Annotated in this window: 12 protein-coding genes; 6 read left to right on the top strand and 6 right to left on the bottom strand. The window is 47.1% G+C overall.

Annotated features, from left to right (window positions below):
- Positions 1-24 precede the first annotated feature (24 nt).
- Positions 25-1,110, bottom strand: coding sequence for a 2Fe-2S iron-sulfur cluster-binding protein (locus AC4QZR_RS15250; protein WP_494481698.1), 1,086 nt, complete (start codon positions 1,108-1,110; stop codon positions 25-27).
- Between the two features lie 258 nt (positions 1,111-1,368).
- Here AC4QZR_RS15250 and AC4QZR_RS15245 point away from each other — a divergent pair, with 258 nt between their 5' ends.
- The 3 genes from AC4QZR_RS15245 (at position 1,369) to AC4QZR_RS15235 (ending at position 3,619) form a co-directional block, all read left to right on the top strand.
- Positions 1,369-1,923 carry an HNH endonuclease gene (locus tag AC4QZR_RS15245; RefSeq protein WP_253405077.1) on the top strand — a complete coding sequence of 185 codons (555 nt, stop codon included), beginning with the start codon at positions 1,369-1,371 and terminating at the stop codon, positions 1,921-1,923.
- A gap of 45 nt (positions 1,924-1,968) precedes the next feature.
- Positions 1,969-2,670, top strand: coding sequence for a peptidoglycan DD-metalloendopeptidase family protein (locus AC4QZR_RS15240; protein ID WP_494481697.1), 702 nt, complete (start codon positions 1,969-1,971; stop codon positions 2,668-2,670).
- 91 nt (positions 2,671-2,761) lie between these two features.
- The gene (locus AC4QZR_RS15235; protein WP_494481696.1) at positions 2,762-3,619 is read left to right on the top strand and encodes a mechanosensitive ion channel family protein; all 858 of its coding nucleotides are present in this window, start codon (positions 2,762-2,764) and stop codon (positions 3,617-3,619) included.
- A 154-nt stretch (positions 3,620-3,773) separates the two neighbouring features.
- On the opposite strand, the gene AC4QZR_RS15230 is transcribed toward AC4QZR_RS15235, so the two are convergent.
- Together AC4QZR_RS15230 and AC4QZR_RS15225 are read right to left on the bottom strand one after the other, a co-directional pair.
- Positions 3,774-4,238 (bottom strand): SUKH-4 family immunity protein, encoded by a 465-nt coding sequence (locus AC4QZR_RS15230; RefSeq protein WP_494481695.1) that lies wholly within the window; start codon positions 4,236-4,238, stop codon positions 3,774-3,776.
- Positions 4,239-4,269: 31 nt separating this feature from the next.
- Positions 4,270-5,484, bottom strand: a complete 1,215-nt coding sequence (locus AC4QZR_RS15225; protein ID WP_494481694.1) for an ABC transporter permease — start codon at positions 5,482-5,484, stop codon at positions 4,270-4,272.
- Between the two features lie 111 nt (positions 5,485-5,595).
- On the opposite strand from AC4QZR_RS15225, the gene AC4QZR_RS15220 reads away from it, so the two are divergent.
- From AC4QZR_RS15220 to AC4QZR_RS15210, 3 genes are read left to right on the top strand one after another with little or no spacing between them, the layout of a single operon-like run.
- The gene (locus AC4QZR_RS15220; RefSeq protein ID WP_494481693.1) at positions 5,596-6,825 is read left to right on the top strand and encodes an exo-beta-N-acetylmuramidase NamZ family protein; all 1,230 of its coding nucleotides are present in this window, start codon (positions 5,596-5,598) and stop codon (positions 6,823-6,825) included.
- 4 nt (positions 6,826-6,829) lie between these two features.
- Positions 6,830-7,765: a methionyl-tRNA formyltransferase gene (gene fmt / locus AC4QZR_RS15215; RefSeq protein ID WP_494481692.1), complete on the top strand. Its 936-nt coding sequence runs from the start codon at positions 6,830-6,832 to the stop codon at positions 7,763-7,765.
- Complete coding sequence (locus tag AC4QZR_RS15210; RefSeq protein WP_494481691.1) at positions 7,762-8,253, top strand: dihydrofolate reductase; 492 nt, start codon at positions 7,762-7,764, stop codon at positions 8,251-8,253. Before fmt ends, AC4QZR_RS15210 begins: the two co-directional genes overlap by 4 nt.
- Here the strand turns inward: AC4QZR_RS15210 and AC4QZR_RS15205 are convergent.
- The 3 genes from AC4QZR_RS15205 to AC4QZR_RS15195 all read right to left on the bottom strand — a co-directional run bounded on the left by AC4QZR_RS15205 (position 8,220) and on the right by AC4QZR_RS15195 (position 14,623).
- Positions 8,220-8,363 carry a hypothetical protein gene (locus tag AC4QZR_RS15205; RefSeq protein ID WP_494481690.1) on the bottom strand — a complete coding sequence of 48 codons (144 nt, stop codon included), beginning with the start codon at positions 8,361-8,363 and terminating at the stop codon, positions 8,220-8,222. The genes AC4QZR_RS15210 and AC4QZR_RS15205 overlap by 34 nt on opposite strands.
- Positions 8,364-8,432: 69 nt before the next feature.
- Positions 8,433-13,499: a putative type IX secretion system sortase PorU2 gene (porU2, locus tag AC4QZR_RS15200; protein ID WP_494481689.1), complete on the bottom strand. Its 5,067-nt coding sequence runs from the start codon at positions 13,497-13,499 to the stop codon at positions 8,433-8,435.
- A 29-nt stretch (positions 13,500-13,528) separates the two neighbouring features.
- A complete protein-coding gene (locus tag AC4QZR_RS15195; RefSeq protein ID WP_494481688.1) occupies positions 13,529-14,623 on the bottom strand; it encodes a putative type IX sorting system protein PorV2 in 1,095 nt (364 codons plus the stop codon).
- Positions 14,624-14,844 lie beyond the last annotated feature (221 nt).

Below are 14,844 nucleotides of genomic sequence, written 5' to 3'. Positions count from 1 at the left end.
AAACTGATTTATAACAAATATTTTCTATCCTATTTCGATGACCACATTGGAGGTTAACGGATGGCCCACACAGTTGAGCACGTACCCCTCATCTAGCTCGGCATCTGACAGCCCTTCGCGCTCGTCCAGATGCACTTTTCCGCTCAGACACTTGCCGCGACAGGCGGTGCATAGACCCGCCTGGCAAGAGTAGGGCAGATCCACGTCCTGATCCAGGGCAGCTTCGAGAATGGTCTGATCCGGCTCCACCACCACGCTGTACTCGGCTCCTTCGTAAATGATGGTCACGGTCTGGGTCGTGATTTCGCCGTCATCGTCCGAAGAAGACACGTCGCCGTGGTGCTGGTGCTCCTGTTGCTCCACCAATTTGTTGCTCACAAAGCTCTCCCGGAAAATACGGTCGGCAGGCACGTGCAGCACGTTCAGGGCCTTCCGCACCTCCTCCATCATCCCATCAGGACCGCACATGTAGTACAGCGCATCCGTCGTTTTGGACAGTTGCAGTCGCTCGAGTATTTTCAGGATCACACTTTGGTTCATGCGGCCGCGGTAGTCACAGGCCTGCTTAGGCTGGCTGTAAATGTACTCCACGCGCAGACGCTCCGGGTTGGCGACCTGCAGTTCTTGTAGCTGCTGTTTGAAGATAACGGAGTCTTCGTCGCGGTTGCCATACAACAAGGCCACCTTCGTGTTGGGCTCCTCGCGCAGGGCTGCTTTGAGCATCGACATCAGTGGTGTAATGCCGCTGCCGGCCCCGAAAAGGATGATATGACGGCTCTTGTCCGCCTCCGGCACAAGGTTAAAATTTCCGAGCGGCTCCATCACCTCAATTCCCTGTCCAACTTTCAGATTATCAAGCAAATAATTGGAAACCAGACCACCTTCTACACGTTTAACAGTTACTGAAAGTCTACTGCCCTCGTTCGGGGCGCAACACAGTGAGTAAGAACGGCGGACTTTCTTTCCGTCTATCGGAAGGATAAGTGTCAGGAACTGACCTGCCTTGAATGGAATCGGTTTTTTATCGGGATGTTCTAAGTGAATCGTAATCGCATCTGATGTTTCGCGGGTTATTTCCACGACCTTCAGCATGAAATAAGGGCTACTCATATCGTTTTTATACTAGTCTATTAAAGGGAAACATGGTTTCAGACTGAAAGTTACGACAATCTGGCCTGTTCAGTGAAAATTTCAGGTAATTTTTAAAACCGATTTCCTGAATCACGTATTATAACCAAATCATTAACAGAAAGAACGCAGGATGAAAAAAAAACTGCACATTTGTAACATAGTACATACAAGTACTGTAGTCGGGTACTAACCAGCCCCCGCATTCCGTTCTTTACCATACAATTACTGAAAACACCAATGCTCTACAAACTAACTCTCAAAAACTGTGAAAAAACCGTAATGGTGGACGACCGTACTTACGAGTATATTCAAAACAATGCTTACCTGCAGCAAATTGATTTTTTGAAGCACCTGCGCATTCACTCTAACGGTTACGCCTTCTTCCAGAAGAACTGGCCGCTGAAAAACGGTAAGTACCGCAACGAAACCATTTACCTGCACAAAATGATCGGCGAGCAGCTGATCGAGAAGCCGGAAAGCAACATCAAGCTTTATGTGCACTTCAAAAACGGCAACAAGCTCGACTGCCGCCTCGAAAACCTGGAGTGGGCTCCGCTTTGCAAGATTGTGCGCAACACAGCCAAAACTGAGAACAAACTGGGCGTACGCGGCGTGCACAAAGAGGCTCAGAAATACCGCGCCATCATTCACCATAACAAGCAACGCATCAACCTCGGCACCTTCGACACGCTGCAGGAAGCTGCGCAGGCTTACAGCAAGAAGTCCGAAGAGCTTTTTGGCAAGACCAAAAGCCTGAAGACACTCTCCAAGTATGTTGAAGAAGTAGCATAATTCTTCTTATACTTGCCTGGCGGAACATTCCCCGCCTTAAACTACATGCTGAATACCGAAAAGAAACTTAGCGATATTCTAAGACGGCACACTGTTGCCTTCGGGCCTGTACTCGATGCGGACCTGAACGGCAAACATGTGTGCCGTCTTGATTTTACGGCTGCCAACCAGCTGTTGCAGCAAACCGACCTGCGCAACACAGAGGCTTTTAATACTGCTGTTAACCAGATGCTGCAGGAACGGAACGCCAGCTTCGGCGTGGGCGGCTACATGGAAAACCGTTTCATCTACCGCCGCAGTCAGCACTTCGACGTGGCCGAAGAAAGCCGCGACCTGCACTTAGGTATAGATGTGTGGCTGCTCGCGGGCACGGCCGTGTTCGCCCCGCTTGACGGCAGGGTGCACAGCTTCGCCGACAACGCCAACTTCGGCGACTATGGCCCTACTATCATTCTGGAACACGAGCTCGAAGGAGTGACGTTCTATACCTTGTATGGTCACCTGAACAGTGCTTGTCTGGAAGGATTGTCAGTTGGAAAGGAAGTCCGAAAAGGTGACAAGATTGCCGAAGTAGGTCCCTACCCGGTGAACGGCGACTGGCCGCCGCACCTGCACTTTCAGGTGATGTGCTCGATGGATGGGAAAAATGGCGATTATCCGGGTGTGGCGCGACTGTCGGAACAAGCTGTATATGAAGGCCTTTGCCCGAATCCAAACCTGATTCTGAAATGCCGCCACTTGGCTTAGTTTTGCCTTTGCTGTAGAAATTGACCAAATTTGAACTCTGGTACCCCGCAAAGGTGCCAGAGTTTTTCTTTTGAACTCAAATCTGACCGGAATGTCTGACCTTTTCAATTTTGATGCTTACAGCGCTACCATCACCAATTTTGTGATGGTGTATGGTATGCGCCTGGTAGTGGCCGTAATCACGCTTTTAGTTGGTCTTTGGGTCATCAACTGGCTCAACCGCCTGGTGTATAATTTAATGGTGAAGAAGGACGTGGACGTCTCGTTGCGCCCGTTCCTGAAGAGTGTAATGGCTGTTGCCCTGCGCGTGTTGCTGATCATTCTGGTGATTGCGCAGTTGGGTGTTGAGATGACCTCGTTCATTGCCATACTCGGCTCGGCCGGTCTGGCCATCGGCTTGGCCCTGCAGGGTAGCCTTGCCAACTTTGCGGGTGGGGTGCTGATCCTCACCATCAAGCCTTTCCGTGTAGGAGACTACATCGAAGCGCAGGGGCAAGGAGGTACCGTGGACATGATCAATATCTTCAACACGGTGTTGAAAACGCCTGATAACAAGACGATTTTTATACCTAATGGTCCGCTGGCCAACAGTGTGGTGGTGAACTATACTATCGAGAAAACCCGCCGTGTGGAATTCAATTTTGCCGTATCGGTAAACAACGACATTGGGAAGGTGCGTCAGCTTTTGCAGAATCTGATACAAGCCGACAACCGTGTATTGCCTGACCCAGCGCCTGCCATTGTGGTAACCAATTTTGCCGAGCACTCCCTCACCTTGAGCGTGAGAGTTTGGGTTGAAAAAGAGAATTATTGGGCTTTCTTCTGGGATATGAACGAACGTGCCAAGGCAGCCTTTGAAGAACAAGGTATACAGATGCCGGTGCCAAGAAGAGAGATGGTAGGTGGTGCCAGCAATGGGCAAACTCCAAAGGCGGTGCCGCAGGTATAGATTTTTGATAATGGAAACGGCAGCTCAGGTATGGGCCGCCGTTTTTATTTTTGGCTCTGGTAGTATTCTCTATTTCCCAATAATATTTCAAGCTCCTGCACCCAAAAAGTATTAGGTTTTAGCGCTTTACTGTCTACAGCTTCCATAGCCTTCTTTAAGTCATTGTACTGCCAATCTGTAAAGTTTGCGTCAAGAAATGCGTCTTCACCATTTCTCTAACAACATCTTCAATAAATCTCTTGAACAGTGTTAAATAATGAAATAATTCAGACACTGAAGAGTTCATGAATGTTGTCTCAAATCCCTCGTCATGATTTAAGGTAACAATCTGACAATCATTCTTGATATCTATACACATTGGATTATCAGCACCATCAGTACCTATACTTAAAAAGAATTTATGGCTAATTTCTCCAGTTTCATAGGTATCGAAGACGCTCCTTAGTTCCTTTTTTAGATCCCCTACAAATGACAGGTATGGTGCAGCTGATATAGGTATGCCAACAGTTGATAAGAAATCTACTGTCTCTTCATTTAAACCTTTACTACTAAGATCATGCACATCAAATCTGTAGAACTCTTCAGGCCCCCAATCTTTAATCAATTTATTACAGCCCATTTAATTGTCTTTACTAAAGTATACTCTCCCCCTAATCAAACTTAATCGCCCGAACAGGCTTAATGCGCGCGACCATGGCGGCAGGTATAAGAATGGCGAGCATGGTCATCACAAGCGTAATCACGTTGAGGGCGATGATGATGCCGAAGTTCCAGCTGATAGGAACGGTGTCCATGTAGTAGTTTTCGGGGTCGAGGGGGATGACCTGGAAAAAGTACTGGATGGCGCAGAAGCCCAAGCCGATGACGTTGCCCCACAGCATCCCTTTGAGCGTCAGGCTGAGGCCGCGGAAGTAAAAGATCTTCCGTATCTGGGCGTCGGTGGCACCGATAGCTTTGAGAACGCCAATCATGCTGATGCGCTCGATGATCATGATGAACACCGTGGACACCATGTTGAAAGTAGCCACAAAGATGATCAGCACCAGGAAAATGATCACATTCTTGCGCAACAGTTGCAGCCAGTCGAAGAGTTGGGCATGCCGGTCGGTTATTTTCTCGAGCTGCAGGTCGTAGTTCATCTGGTCAAACACCTGGTCGGCCACCTGGTCTATCTGGTTGAAGTCCTTGAGCAAAATCTCCACGCCGCCCACTAGGGTATCGGGCCAATTGTTGAGCTCGCGGATCAGTTGCAGGTCACCGATAACGAACACTTCGTCAAACTCTTCCAAACCGGTATTGAACACACCCGCTACTTTGAGTTTCCGGGCTCGTGGCGGATTCTGGATGAAATAGAAAATAGCTTCATCGCCTACTTTCAGCCTGAGTTTATTGGCGATTTTCCGACTGAGCATCACGTCTTTAGAAGAGGCTGTGTCCGAGAATGTCACCACGCCGCCCTCGTCTAAGTTGCCCTGCATGGCGCTCAGGTCGTAGTCTTCGCCCACACCTTTCATCACCACACCCAGCACCTCGTCCTCAGTCTTGATGATGGCCGTTTTGCGGGCGAAGCCCTGAATGTGCTGTATACCTGCTATTTCCTCGGTACTGTTTATACCTGTAGCCGTGCTGATAGGAGCGCCTTCGAAGGAATTGTTGGTATCGTACTTACTGATTTGCAGGTGCGACCCGAAGCTGAAAATCTTATTTCTTATCTCATCACGGAAGCCCTCCAGAATTGCAAACGACACAATCATAATGGCAATGCCTGCAGCTATGCTTATAATTGCTATTTTTGTCACAGACGTGGTGAAAGAACCAGCCTGTACTTCGGAAATCTTATCAGATATGAATTTGGATACGTTCACTCTCTTGCGTCTAAACTGCCTTAAAGATAGGTATGAATTTTGACTTAGAACCTGTTAAATTTTCGTATTTGTAAGCGAATCTCCAAACCTGGCCCTGAAAAACCAACACTGATGACACAACCATTTGCTATACTTTGCAGTGCCCTGTTGCTGAGCTTCAACAGCTGCACCCCGAAACAGGCACCTGCCACTACCGCTGAGCAAAACGCTTCGGCCACTGAACAAATCGCCCAAGCGCCTGCCCAGAAACCACTGGCCCTGGGAGCCGAGCAACTCGACCGCTACCTGAAGCTTCTCGAAGGCAAGCGTGTGGGTATGGTCGTGAACCAGACCTCTGTGATTGGCAACACCCACCTGGTGGACACCCTGATTAGCCGCGGCGTGGAAGTGACCACGATTTTTGCTCCTGAGCACGGCTTCCGTGGCGAGGCCGATGCTGGCGCGCACATCAAAGACGCGAAAGACACTAAAACGGGCCTGCCAATAATCTCGCTTTACGGCAGCAACAAGAAGCCTTCGAAAGCCCAAATGCAAAACCTCGACGTGCTCGTGTTTGACATTCAGGATGTGGGTACGCGTTTCTATACCTATATCAGCACCATGCATTACGCCATGGAAGCCTGCGCCGAAAATGGCAAAAAGATGCTCGTATTGGACCGCCCGAACCCGAACGGTCATTACGTTGATGGCCCGGTGTTGGAGATGGAGCACAAGTCCTTTGTAGGTATGCACCCTATTCCGATTGTGCACGGACTGACGGTAGGTGAACTGGCCGAGATGATCAACGGCGAAAAATGGCTGGAAGGCGAGAGAAGCTGCGACCTGACCGTGATCAAAATGGAGAATTACGACCACACGATGGCCTACGAGCTGCCTGTTCGCCCTTCCCCAAACCTGCCAAACCCACAGTCCATTGCGCTATACCCGTCCATCTGTTTCTTTGAAGGCACGAACGTGAGCGTGGGCCGCGGCACGCCTACTCCTTTCCAGGTGATCGGCTCGCCATTCTACCAGAAGAAAGACTACTCATTTACACCAGTGAGCACACCAGGAGCTACTGACCCGCCGCACAAGGGCGTGAAGTGCTACGGCATGGATCTGACTGACCCGTCGTTCGCGCAGCCTTTTACCCTGAAGTACCTACTGGAGATGTACAACAACTCGTCTAACAAGGAGAAATTCTTCAACAACTTCTTTGAGAAACTGGCAGGCACCTCGGAACTGCGCAAGCAAGTGATTGCCGGCAAAACCGAAACGGAGATCAGAGCCAGCTGGGAACCTAACCTGTCGGACTACAAGGTGCTCCGCAAAAACTATCTGCTATACCCTGATTTTGAATAGAACCATGCCCGATTTACGCATTGTGTTTATGGGTACACCTGACTTTGCGGTGCCTACCTTGCAAGCACTCGTCGAACATAACTATAAGGTAGTAGCCGTCATCACCGCCCCTGACAAACCAGCAGGACGTGGCCAGAAGATACAACAATCTCCTGTGAAGGAATACGCCGTATCGCAGGGTATACCTGTGTTGCAGCCGACCAACCTGAAGTCAGAGGCTTTTCTGGATGAGTTGCGCAGCTACGAAGCCAACCTGCAGATTATTGTGGCTTTCCGGATGCTGCCGGAAGTGGTGTGGGCGATGCCCGAGCTGGGAACTTTCAACATTCACGGCTCCTTGTTGCCGCAATACCGTGGCGCTGCGCCTATCAACTGGGCCATCATCAACGGTGAGAAAGAAACAGGCGTTACCTCCTTTTTTCTCAAGCACGAAATCGACACCGGTGACCTGATTTTCCAGGACCGCGTGCCTATTTTAGAAGAAGATGACTTCGGCAGCATGTACGAAAAGCTGAAATACAAAGGCGCTGAGTTGGCCGTTCGAACCGTACAGGCCATCGAGCGCAGTGACGTACAACCACAGCCGCAGCAAACTACTGCCGAAACGAAGCATGCTCCCAAAATTTTCAAGGAAACCTGCGAGATAAACTGGAATCAGCCTGCTCATCAGGCACGCAATTTCATCCGCGGACTCTCCCCCTACCCCGCCGCCTGGACGCGCTTCGATGGGAAGACGTTTAAGATTTTCAAGACCGAAGTACTGCTAGATACAGCCTATACCCTGGGACCTGGCCAGATCAAGACAGATAACAAAACCTACCTGCATGTGCAGACAGCCACAGGTGCTCTGTCTATTTTAGACCTCCAGATGGAAGGCAAAAAGCGCATGCCCGTACAGGATTTACTTAGGGGCTATACCTTTAAAACCGAACAAGCATGATTGCCATTGTCGTCGCCATAGCCGAGAACAACGTCATCGGGAAGGACAACCAGTTGATATGGCACTTGCCTGCCGACCTGCGCCACTTCAAACAAAAAACCTTGGGCCACCCCATGATCATGGGCCGCAAAACATTCGAGTCCATTGGCAAGCCCCTCCCCGGCCGCACCACCATCATCGTAACACATCAGGAGGATTATCAGGCGGAAGGCTGCATTGTGGTAAATTCAGTGGAAGAGGCGATTGCAAAGGGCAAAGAGTTGGATAGCGAGCAAGTGAGTATTGTAGGCGGTGCTGAAATCTATAAGCAAGCTCTTCCTTTTGTCGATGCACTATACCTGACGGAGGTGCACCATACCTTTGATGGGGATACTTTCTTCCCTGAGCTGAAGGAGGAGGAATGGCAGGAAGTAAGTTCGGAAAGCCACCAGCCCGACGAGAAGAACAAGTATGCTTATACCTTTAAGGAGCTGCGCCGCAAGGTATAGCCGCAAGGTATAGCCGCAAGGTATAGCCGCAAGGTATAGCCGCAAGGTATAGCCGCAAGGTATAGCCGCAAGGTATAGCCGCAAGGTATAGCCGCAAGGTATAGCCGCAAGGTATAGCCGCAAAAAAAGGAGCGCTTTATGGCGCTCCTTTTTTCTTGTTGGTAAGAATGGGTTATGTTTTAACGAAGAATATAAATCTTGCCATATCCATTCACAAACCCCTTATCTCCTTTCTTCCAGATGTGCTTCATCTCCTCAGTATCTTTTGGCATCACCACACGGTACAGGTATACGCCATTGGCCAGTTTGTCTCCATAGGTGTCAGTACCATCCCAGGCATATTCCGTCTTATTGTTGCCAATGCGTATCGGCCCGATTTCCTCCCGCATTATCTCCTTTACAATTTTACCCGTCACAGTCATGATCTGGATTTTGAAATCATCTGGGATGACACCGCCAGTCAGGGTGAAGATAAATTGCGTCTTCGAAGAGAATGGGTTCGGATATGGATAGAAGTTCGTGATTTTAGACTCGTTCTCTACCTCAAAATTGATCTTGTATGAAGAATTACCTGAGGCTTTTCCTGTGGCATCTTTTCCTTTTACCTCTAAGGTATAGGTACCGTTTTCTAAACGCTCTGGCTTATATTCAAAACGGAAATCATTTTTCTCGTCGGCAGGGAAAACACGCAATTCGCTTGGCTTTGCAGATTCTCTTACATCTACTGATACATTTGTAATATTATTAGTTAGGTAAACCTCCATCGCATCCGCATTTTCCAGATAAACATGCTTGTTCTCGTCCTTCATGGTAATGCTGATAAGTGGGCTTGGCGCTACGAGTTCTCCATCCATAATGTGTACTCCGTCAAATGCCACATCCATAATTGGGTGTAACTTTGACTTCACCGCAAAATTCACCTCATAAATGTTATTCTGATACTGTTGTTCAGGCTGCAACTGTGGGTTTACAAACACTGTCAGCTTATAGTTGCCGTCCAGCTCGAGCGTCGATATAGTATAGTCGAACATGGCCGTCTTGTTACCCTCAAGCGCCTCGATTTTAAACCGCGATACGCGTGGCTCTATACCTTCCCCGGTCAGTGTTGTCTCCACCGTAATCGAATCGCGGAAAGCATATGGCGTCACATTTTGAAACGCCATTGGCATTTCAATACGGCCCCGGTTTGCTTGTTGTGCTATAATCTCATCGCTTACCTCCACCAAGTCTGGACGTATGACCCCTTCCGGTGCAGCTTGGTAAAACACCATCCACTGCTTCAGTTGTGGTGCTGTCCGGTCTTCTGTGTCGGTCAAATTTGCCGTCAGTTGAAGTTTTGGATATTGATCGGCGCTCACAGTACTTAAGTCGAATGATTTTGATGTGATATTATCATTGAGCAGTTCCCGGCTGCCTTCGGCGTTAATACCATATAAGCTCAACTTGTAGCTATCATTGCCAGCCTTATACCTTTCGATGTTATGGTGCAAGCTGCCCCAACTTAGGGCCGGACCTATTAGGATAGAGGTGATGGAGCCTCGAGTATTAAATGAACTAATCTGGTGGATGAATCGGAGTTCTTGCTCCATTGGAGACACATTACTTGTTAAGTCAGCTGTAGCCTCTTCAGCAGCGCCAATTGGAGCTCCTTTTTGCCCAACCATTGCAAATGGATAACCTGTTTTAATTTCATTTATCAGCTTTGAGCCCAGTTTGTTAAATGCAGCTTTTAACTCTGGGGAAAACAGTTCAAATGGAACACTATTGGCACTCATTGCAATTACATAGTAATTCTGAGGTACAGCATCTAAAAATCTCTGCACTGTAGCACGTATCGTGGCTGTATTTAAGTTTCCAAATTCATAAAGCCCACCCATATATCTACAAGGTGTAAATCCAGGAACAGATACAACTTCCAATGTAAGGTTATCTAGCACTAGAAAATACATTCTTGGGGCCGCTGAACTCATAAACCCTCCGCAGGCATTATCAACTCGCGTTACATTGTTGATAAAAATTCCAAAATCAGGTGTCCTAAACCTTACATCGCCCCCAATTGTTCGAATTTCTATGTTACTAAACTGAGGAGAGAAATTCCAACCTGATTTATTATCGACTACAGTCTTATCAAGTACTGACTTCGTAAATTGCCCAGATTGGCTTTGCGACCATCCTCCTGTATTGCCTTTGATATACCTAAAAGAACTGCTTACCCATACCGTATCTTCCCCTTTGGCAAAGTTATCAAACCTCGCACGCCAGAAGTAAACCGTGCTATCAGTATCTGGATTTTGAATTGGCAAAGAAACTCGCCAGGCCGGTAAAGCACCTGGAGCAGCCTGAAAGCTCCTTTTAAGTCCAGAGTTAAATGTATTTACTGTATCTAATTCGAAGTATACCCCCTTGGGTTCGGCACGAAGCTGCGTAGATTGTACCATCAAATTGACAGTAGGTTCACTTACTATGGAATACTCCATTGGTGATAAAATGGAAATGCCTGAGCTCGGTAAAAAGTGTTGAACCTGAATTATGTTATTGTCTTCATTAAGCTCGTCGAACTGTTTAATATTATCCAGAGTTATTATAAACTTATTCATACCCGCTCCTTTTGTATCTACATTTGGAACTGCAAGTCTTAGCTGGTCTTTGTAAAAGATAGGTTTAACTTTTACAGAAAATGGTGCTAGCTCATTCCCATCAGGAAGTATACGCTGTATACTAACACTGATTGAATCTGAAATTGCCTTACCAAAATTGATTCCGTTGACATTAATAACAAAATGTTCTGAAACTGAAGTAGCAACTTCTCCATTCAGATCTCTAACCGAAAAAGTATTATTTTCAAAAGCATAGTCTGGCTTGCTTGGTGCATAAAGCCTAACAGCCGGATCACCTTGCAAAATCATTTGAGTCATGGTAGCTATGCGCACATCATCCAAATTTGAGGAGCTATTGTTAAAGCGCCTTATAGTTTCACCATGTATACTACCAATAGTACTTCCATAAAAAGTTGCATCCTCAAAGGCAATCTGATAAAACCTTTCTGAAAAATTATGCAATGGCAAGTCACCTCCTATATATGACTCTGCCATAAATGACACCGCACCTCTATCTGGAGTTACCAACCAATCTTCTCCAAAAGAATTTTTATTATAGAAAAATGCATCTCCGCTGTAGCATCCATTCATTAATATCACTGGGTACTTTCCTTTGTTTCGATACCCATGCACATTAGAGGAGGCTAAGCCGATCTCAAGATCTGACACTTCTGTAGAGCTATGACCAAAAAAAGTTATTAAAGAAAGGCCGGAATTGACCTCAGAAGATACATTCAGATAATTGCTTGATTCCTGATGCAAGAATTGTGAAGTAACATTTCCACCGAAATGCACGCCCTCAGCTATCTCCTTATAGCTATTTAAATAATTTTTATAAGTAGAGGACTGCAGTCCTTCATTCCCTCCACCTAAATGAAGAATATTCTTTCGCCATTCCAAACCATCAGGTAAGCTTTCATGCTCCTTAACTTTGTTCAAGTATGCAATAATGTTTTCTGCAGTTGTAGCAGGAAGACGCCCAGTGGGCACACGGGGTGCGTAACGGTTGTTTCTAAAATCAGCAGTAAAGAAAACATCAGAGGCTGGCAACATACCAGTGGGAACCAGATCCATTTCATGCACTTTCGGATGTCTGCCGTCGACATGATAAAAACTATACTTGTTATGGGTGCCTGTCCAATGTGAATCGCGTAAAGATCTATAATCACCATGAGCATATTTCATACCCTTGCCTATGATGAACAGGTGTTTAGGCCGTTCTGATGTAAGCATATAGGACATGAATTTCCGAATAGCATTCGATGAAAATTCACCGTAATGAAACTGGTTAACAATCTGATCCATATACACCATCAGAGTATCATAACCTCCTCCTGCTGGCGAAGCCCTATAGGATGCATATTCCAGCGGTGCAGGCCTTTGTGTATCTGCAGCTACTTTCATCAGCCTTTTATTCGTAACAATGATATAGTTATGATCTGCGGGTGCTATCTGACGGAAGCGTAATAATTCTGACTTACCAACAGCTTTGAGCGCTTTAGCAGTATTTGCAATAAGTATTTTATGAGAAATACCCGAGTTTGTTGGAATTACGAATCCTTTCCCACTCCCACTTATATTACCTTCAATTCGAATAGGATTGAAAGGATCTGATATATCATAAGCAAACGCCCCTTCTGTTGCAGTTCCTATTTCGTAAAAAGGGTTTGTTGCACGCGTAGAATCAGTAAAGAATATAACAGAGTTTGTCGCGAGGGTTGGCCTTTGGGGAAATGTTAATCGTATGTTGGACATACTAACATTACTTTTTTGGACTGAGTTTGGAACTACTTGAAAAGTAACTCTACCATCGGCTAGGACATCAGAAAATTCAATCTGTCCATTAATATGCTGATGACCATATGCACCGAACATAAAGGATGATACTTGTTTTGCTCCTCCTGTAGACGGCACCACATTTATTATTCCTGTCTGCGTCTCACCATTTATACCCATCAAATTAAATTGAGCAAACGGTTTTGGTCCTGTTGTGACTAAGTTAGTTACAGAAGTAATATTGTAGCTCTTTGCACTGGCACTACCAGTTGCAGAATAACCTTCTCCTGTATCCATCCAGGCAAGTTGCGCTTTTGGTGTTCCATAAATTTTCCCATCATAATACCGATCCACAAAATACTGCGTCACCTTCCGCAATACATACGGCTCCGGCGTCTTCCCTGCAGGTGAAGGATTCACCTGCTGCATGCGCTTACTGCCGGCTGGATTCACTGTCAGGAAGTAAGCAGCGGTATCTGTGTATAGACTATATAACTGGTGCGGCTGATGGGCTGGATTCTTATACAAATCCTGGTCTAGTCTACCATCGTTTCGCTCACCATAGAACTCAATGAAGTCTTGGGAGTCCAGACGGCCATCAGTTTCGCCGGCTACGTGAATGGCAACTTCTTTGCCTCTTCTGAAAAGCTGGAAATGTTGCGGGTTGGTGCCGGCCAGCCCAAGGCTATCCAGGAAGCCGTGACTGAGGCGGTGGAGACCTGTGTTAACTACCTTGAGTTTGTAGTAGGTTTTGTTGTAGTCAATCCACTCGTTGCCGTAAGGTGTCGGTGACTGGGCTTGCGCCGCTGCCTGCAGACCGAATGCCAGCACGCTAACGAGTAAAAACTGTTGGAAGAGTCTGTTTATATTCATCGGCTGAAAAAACTTGAAACCGTATGTCTTTAATTGAAAGAATAACCAAGCGAAATGATAATGGAGTAAAGACCCGCAGCATTGGCCGTATTACCATCGCTTCCGTTGATGCGTGACATAGCCAAATCGATGTTCAATCCATTGTTCTCGAAACCTACCCCAAAGTTGGGCTGCACTTTAGAAGACATGCCCCCGTCAAAATTCCGGAATTGCTGGTAGTTATTCAGGCCGCCGCGCATAAACACGGTTCGGGCATAGGCTAGCTCCATCCCCACATGCGGGTCCACGGAGGCAAAGTCGGATTTGAGGAGCACATTGCGTCGGCCATCGAAAGTAAAATCAACATCAGTGGCCAGTATACCTGTGATCTTGTCAGAGAAAGTGAAGTTCTTAGCGGCTCCGAGCACCAGACGAGGAAGCGTGAGTTCGGCTGTACTTTCGGGCAGGTCGTTGCCGGTTTGTTGGTAGGTGGCCTCCAGCGCCTCTACGTTGTGGGTCCAGGCAGTGAAGGTGGTTGTTACATCTTTGGCCATGACGCCAAACTGCCAGGTGCCGCGACGCAACTGCGCGCCTGCATCAAAACCAAAACCCCAGGCATTGGCAAACTCGCCTACATTGCGGTAGATAATCTTGGCATTCACACCCAGTGTTAGGCCTTCAATCAAATTGCTCTTGCGGGCATAGGAAAGGAGTACGGCATAGTCGGCCACAGAGAAGAATCGGATGCTGTCGTACTGAATGTAGCCATACTCGTTCTGCAGACGGCGGGTGTCCACAATATCATCTACCCCGAGGCGGATAACTGAAACGGCCAGCGCACTGCTCGAGTCGATGGGCATGGCAAAGCTGCCGAAGTCGTTTTTGGCTATACCTGCGAATAGCTCGGAGTGCATCAGGGAGATGTTATACCTGTTTGGGAGCTGCACAAGACCGGCCGGGTTCCAGAAGCCAGCCGTGGCATCGTCTGCAAAAGCGACCTGCACATTGCCCATACCGAGCGACCTGGCTCCTACGCCAATGTTCAAAAACTCGTTGCTGTACTTCGGCGTGGATACCTGCGCACACACGGCCCCACCCACAAAACACAACACGACAATAAATATAGAAAGGGTAAATCTGTTCATAGGCACAGGTATACTGTCACTTCAGTGGTCTTAAAAAGAATTTATTTGCTCGGTTGTAAAAAAAAATTTACCGCTCTCCAGGTATGTCAATTTGCCTCCTAACACTTCAGAAACTGAATTAGTTGACTTTAAGCGACATTTTTTCGCATCCAAAAATAATCATTTTTATCCACAATTAGCTACCACTTAAACCCTTTGGAAAAAGTTTCGTAATTATTTTT

This window comes from Pontibacter sp. YIM B11418, from assembly GCF_059278805.1.
Note: the sequence above shows the minus strand (reverse complement) of the source record. Positions and strands in the feature narration are given on the sequence as shown.

What these genes read in the sequence shown, in the direction of transcription:
- AC4QZR_RS15235 (WP_494481696.1), top strand. Translation starts at nt 2,762, where the DNA reads ATGTCTGACCTTTTCAATTTTGATGCTTACAGCGCTACCATCACCAAT.
- fmt (WP_494481692.1), top strand. Translation starts at nt 6,830, where the DNA reads ATGCCCGATTTACGCATTGTGTTTATGGGTACACCTGACTTTGCGGTG.
- AC4QZR_RS15220 (WP_494481693.1), top strand. Translation starts at nt 5,596, where the DNA reads ATGACACAACCATTTGCTATACTTTGCAGTGCCCTGTTGCTGAGCTTC.
- AC4QZR_RS15210 (WP_494481691.1), top strand. Translation starts at nt 7,762, where the DNA reads ATGATTGCCATTGTCGTCGCCATAGCCGAGAACAACGTCATCGGGAAG.
- porU2 (WP_494481689.1), bottom strand. Translation starts at nt 13,499, where the DNA reads ATGAATATAAACAGACTCTTCCAACAGTTTTTACTCGTTAGCGTGCTG.
- AC4QZR_RS15230 (WP_494481695.1), bottom strand. Translation starts at nt 4,238, where the DNA reads ATGGGCTGTAATAAATTGATTAAAGATTGGGGGCCTGAAGAGTTCTAC.
- AC4QZR_RS15245 (WP_253405077.1), top strand. Translation starts at nt 1,369, where the DNA reads ATGCTCTACAAACTAACTCTCAAAAACTGTGAAAAAACCGTAATGGTG.
- AC4QZR_RS15250 (WP_494481698.1), bottom strand. Translation starts at nt 1,110, where the DNA reads ATGAGTAGCCCTTATTTCATGCTGAAGGTCGTGGAAATAACCCGCGAA.
- AC4QZR_RS15240 (WP_494481697.1), top strand. Translation starts at nt 1,969, where the DNA reads ATGCTGAATACCGAAAAGAAACTTAGCGATATTCTAAGACGGCACACT.
- AC4QZR_RS15195 (WP_494481688.1), bottom strand. Translation starts at nt 14,623, where the DNA reads ATGAACAGATTTACCCTTTCTATATTTATTGTCGTGTTGTGTTTTGTG.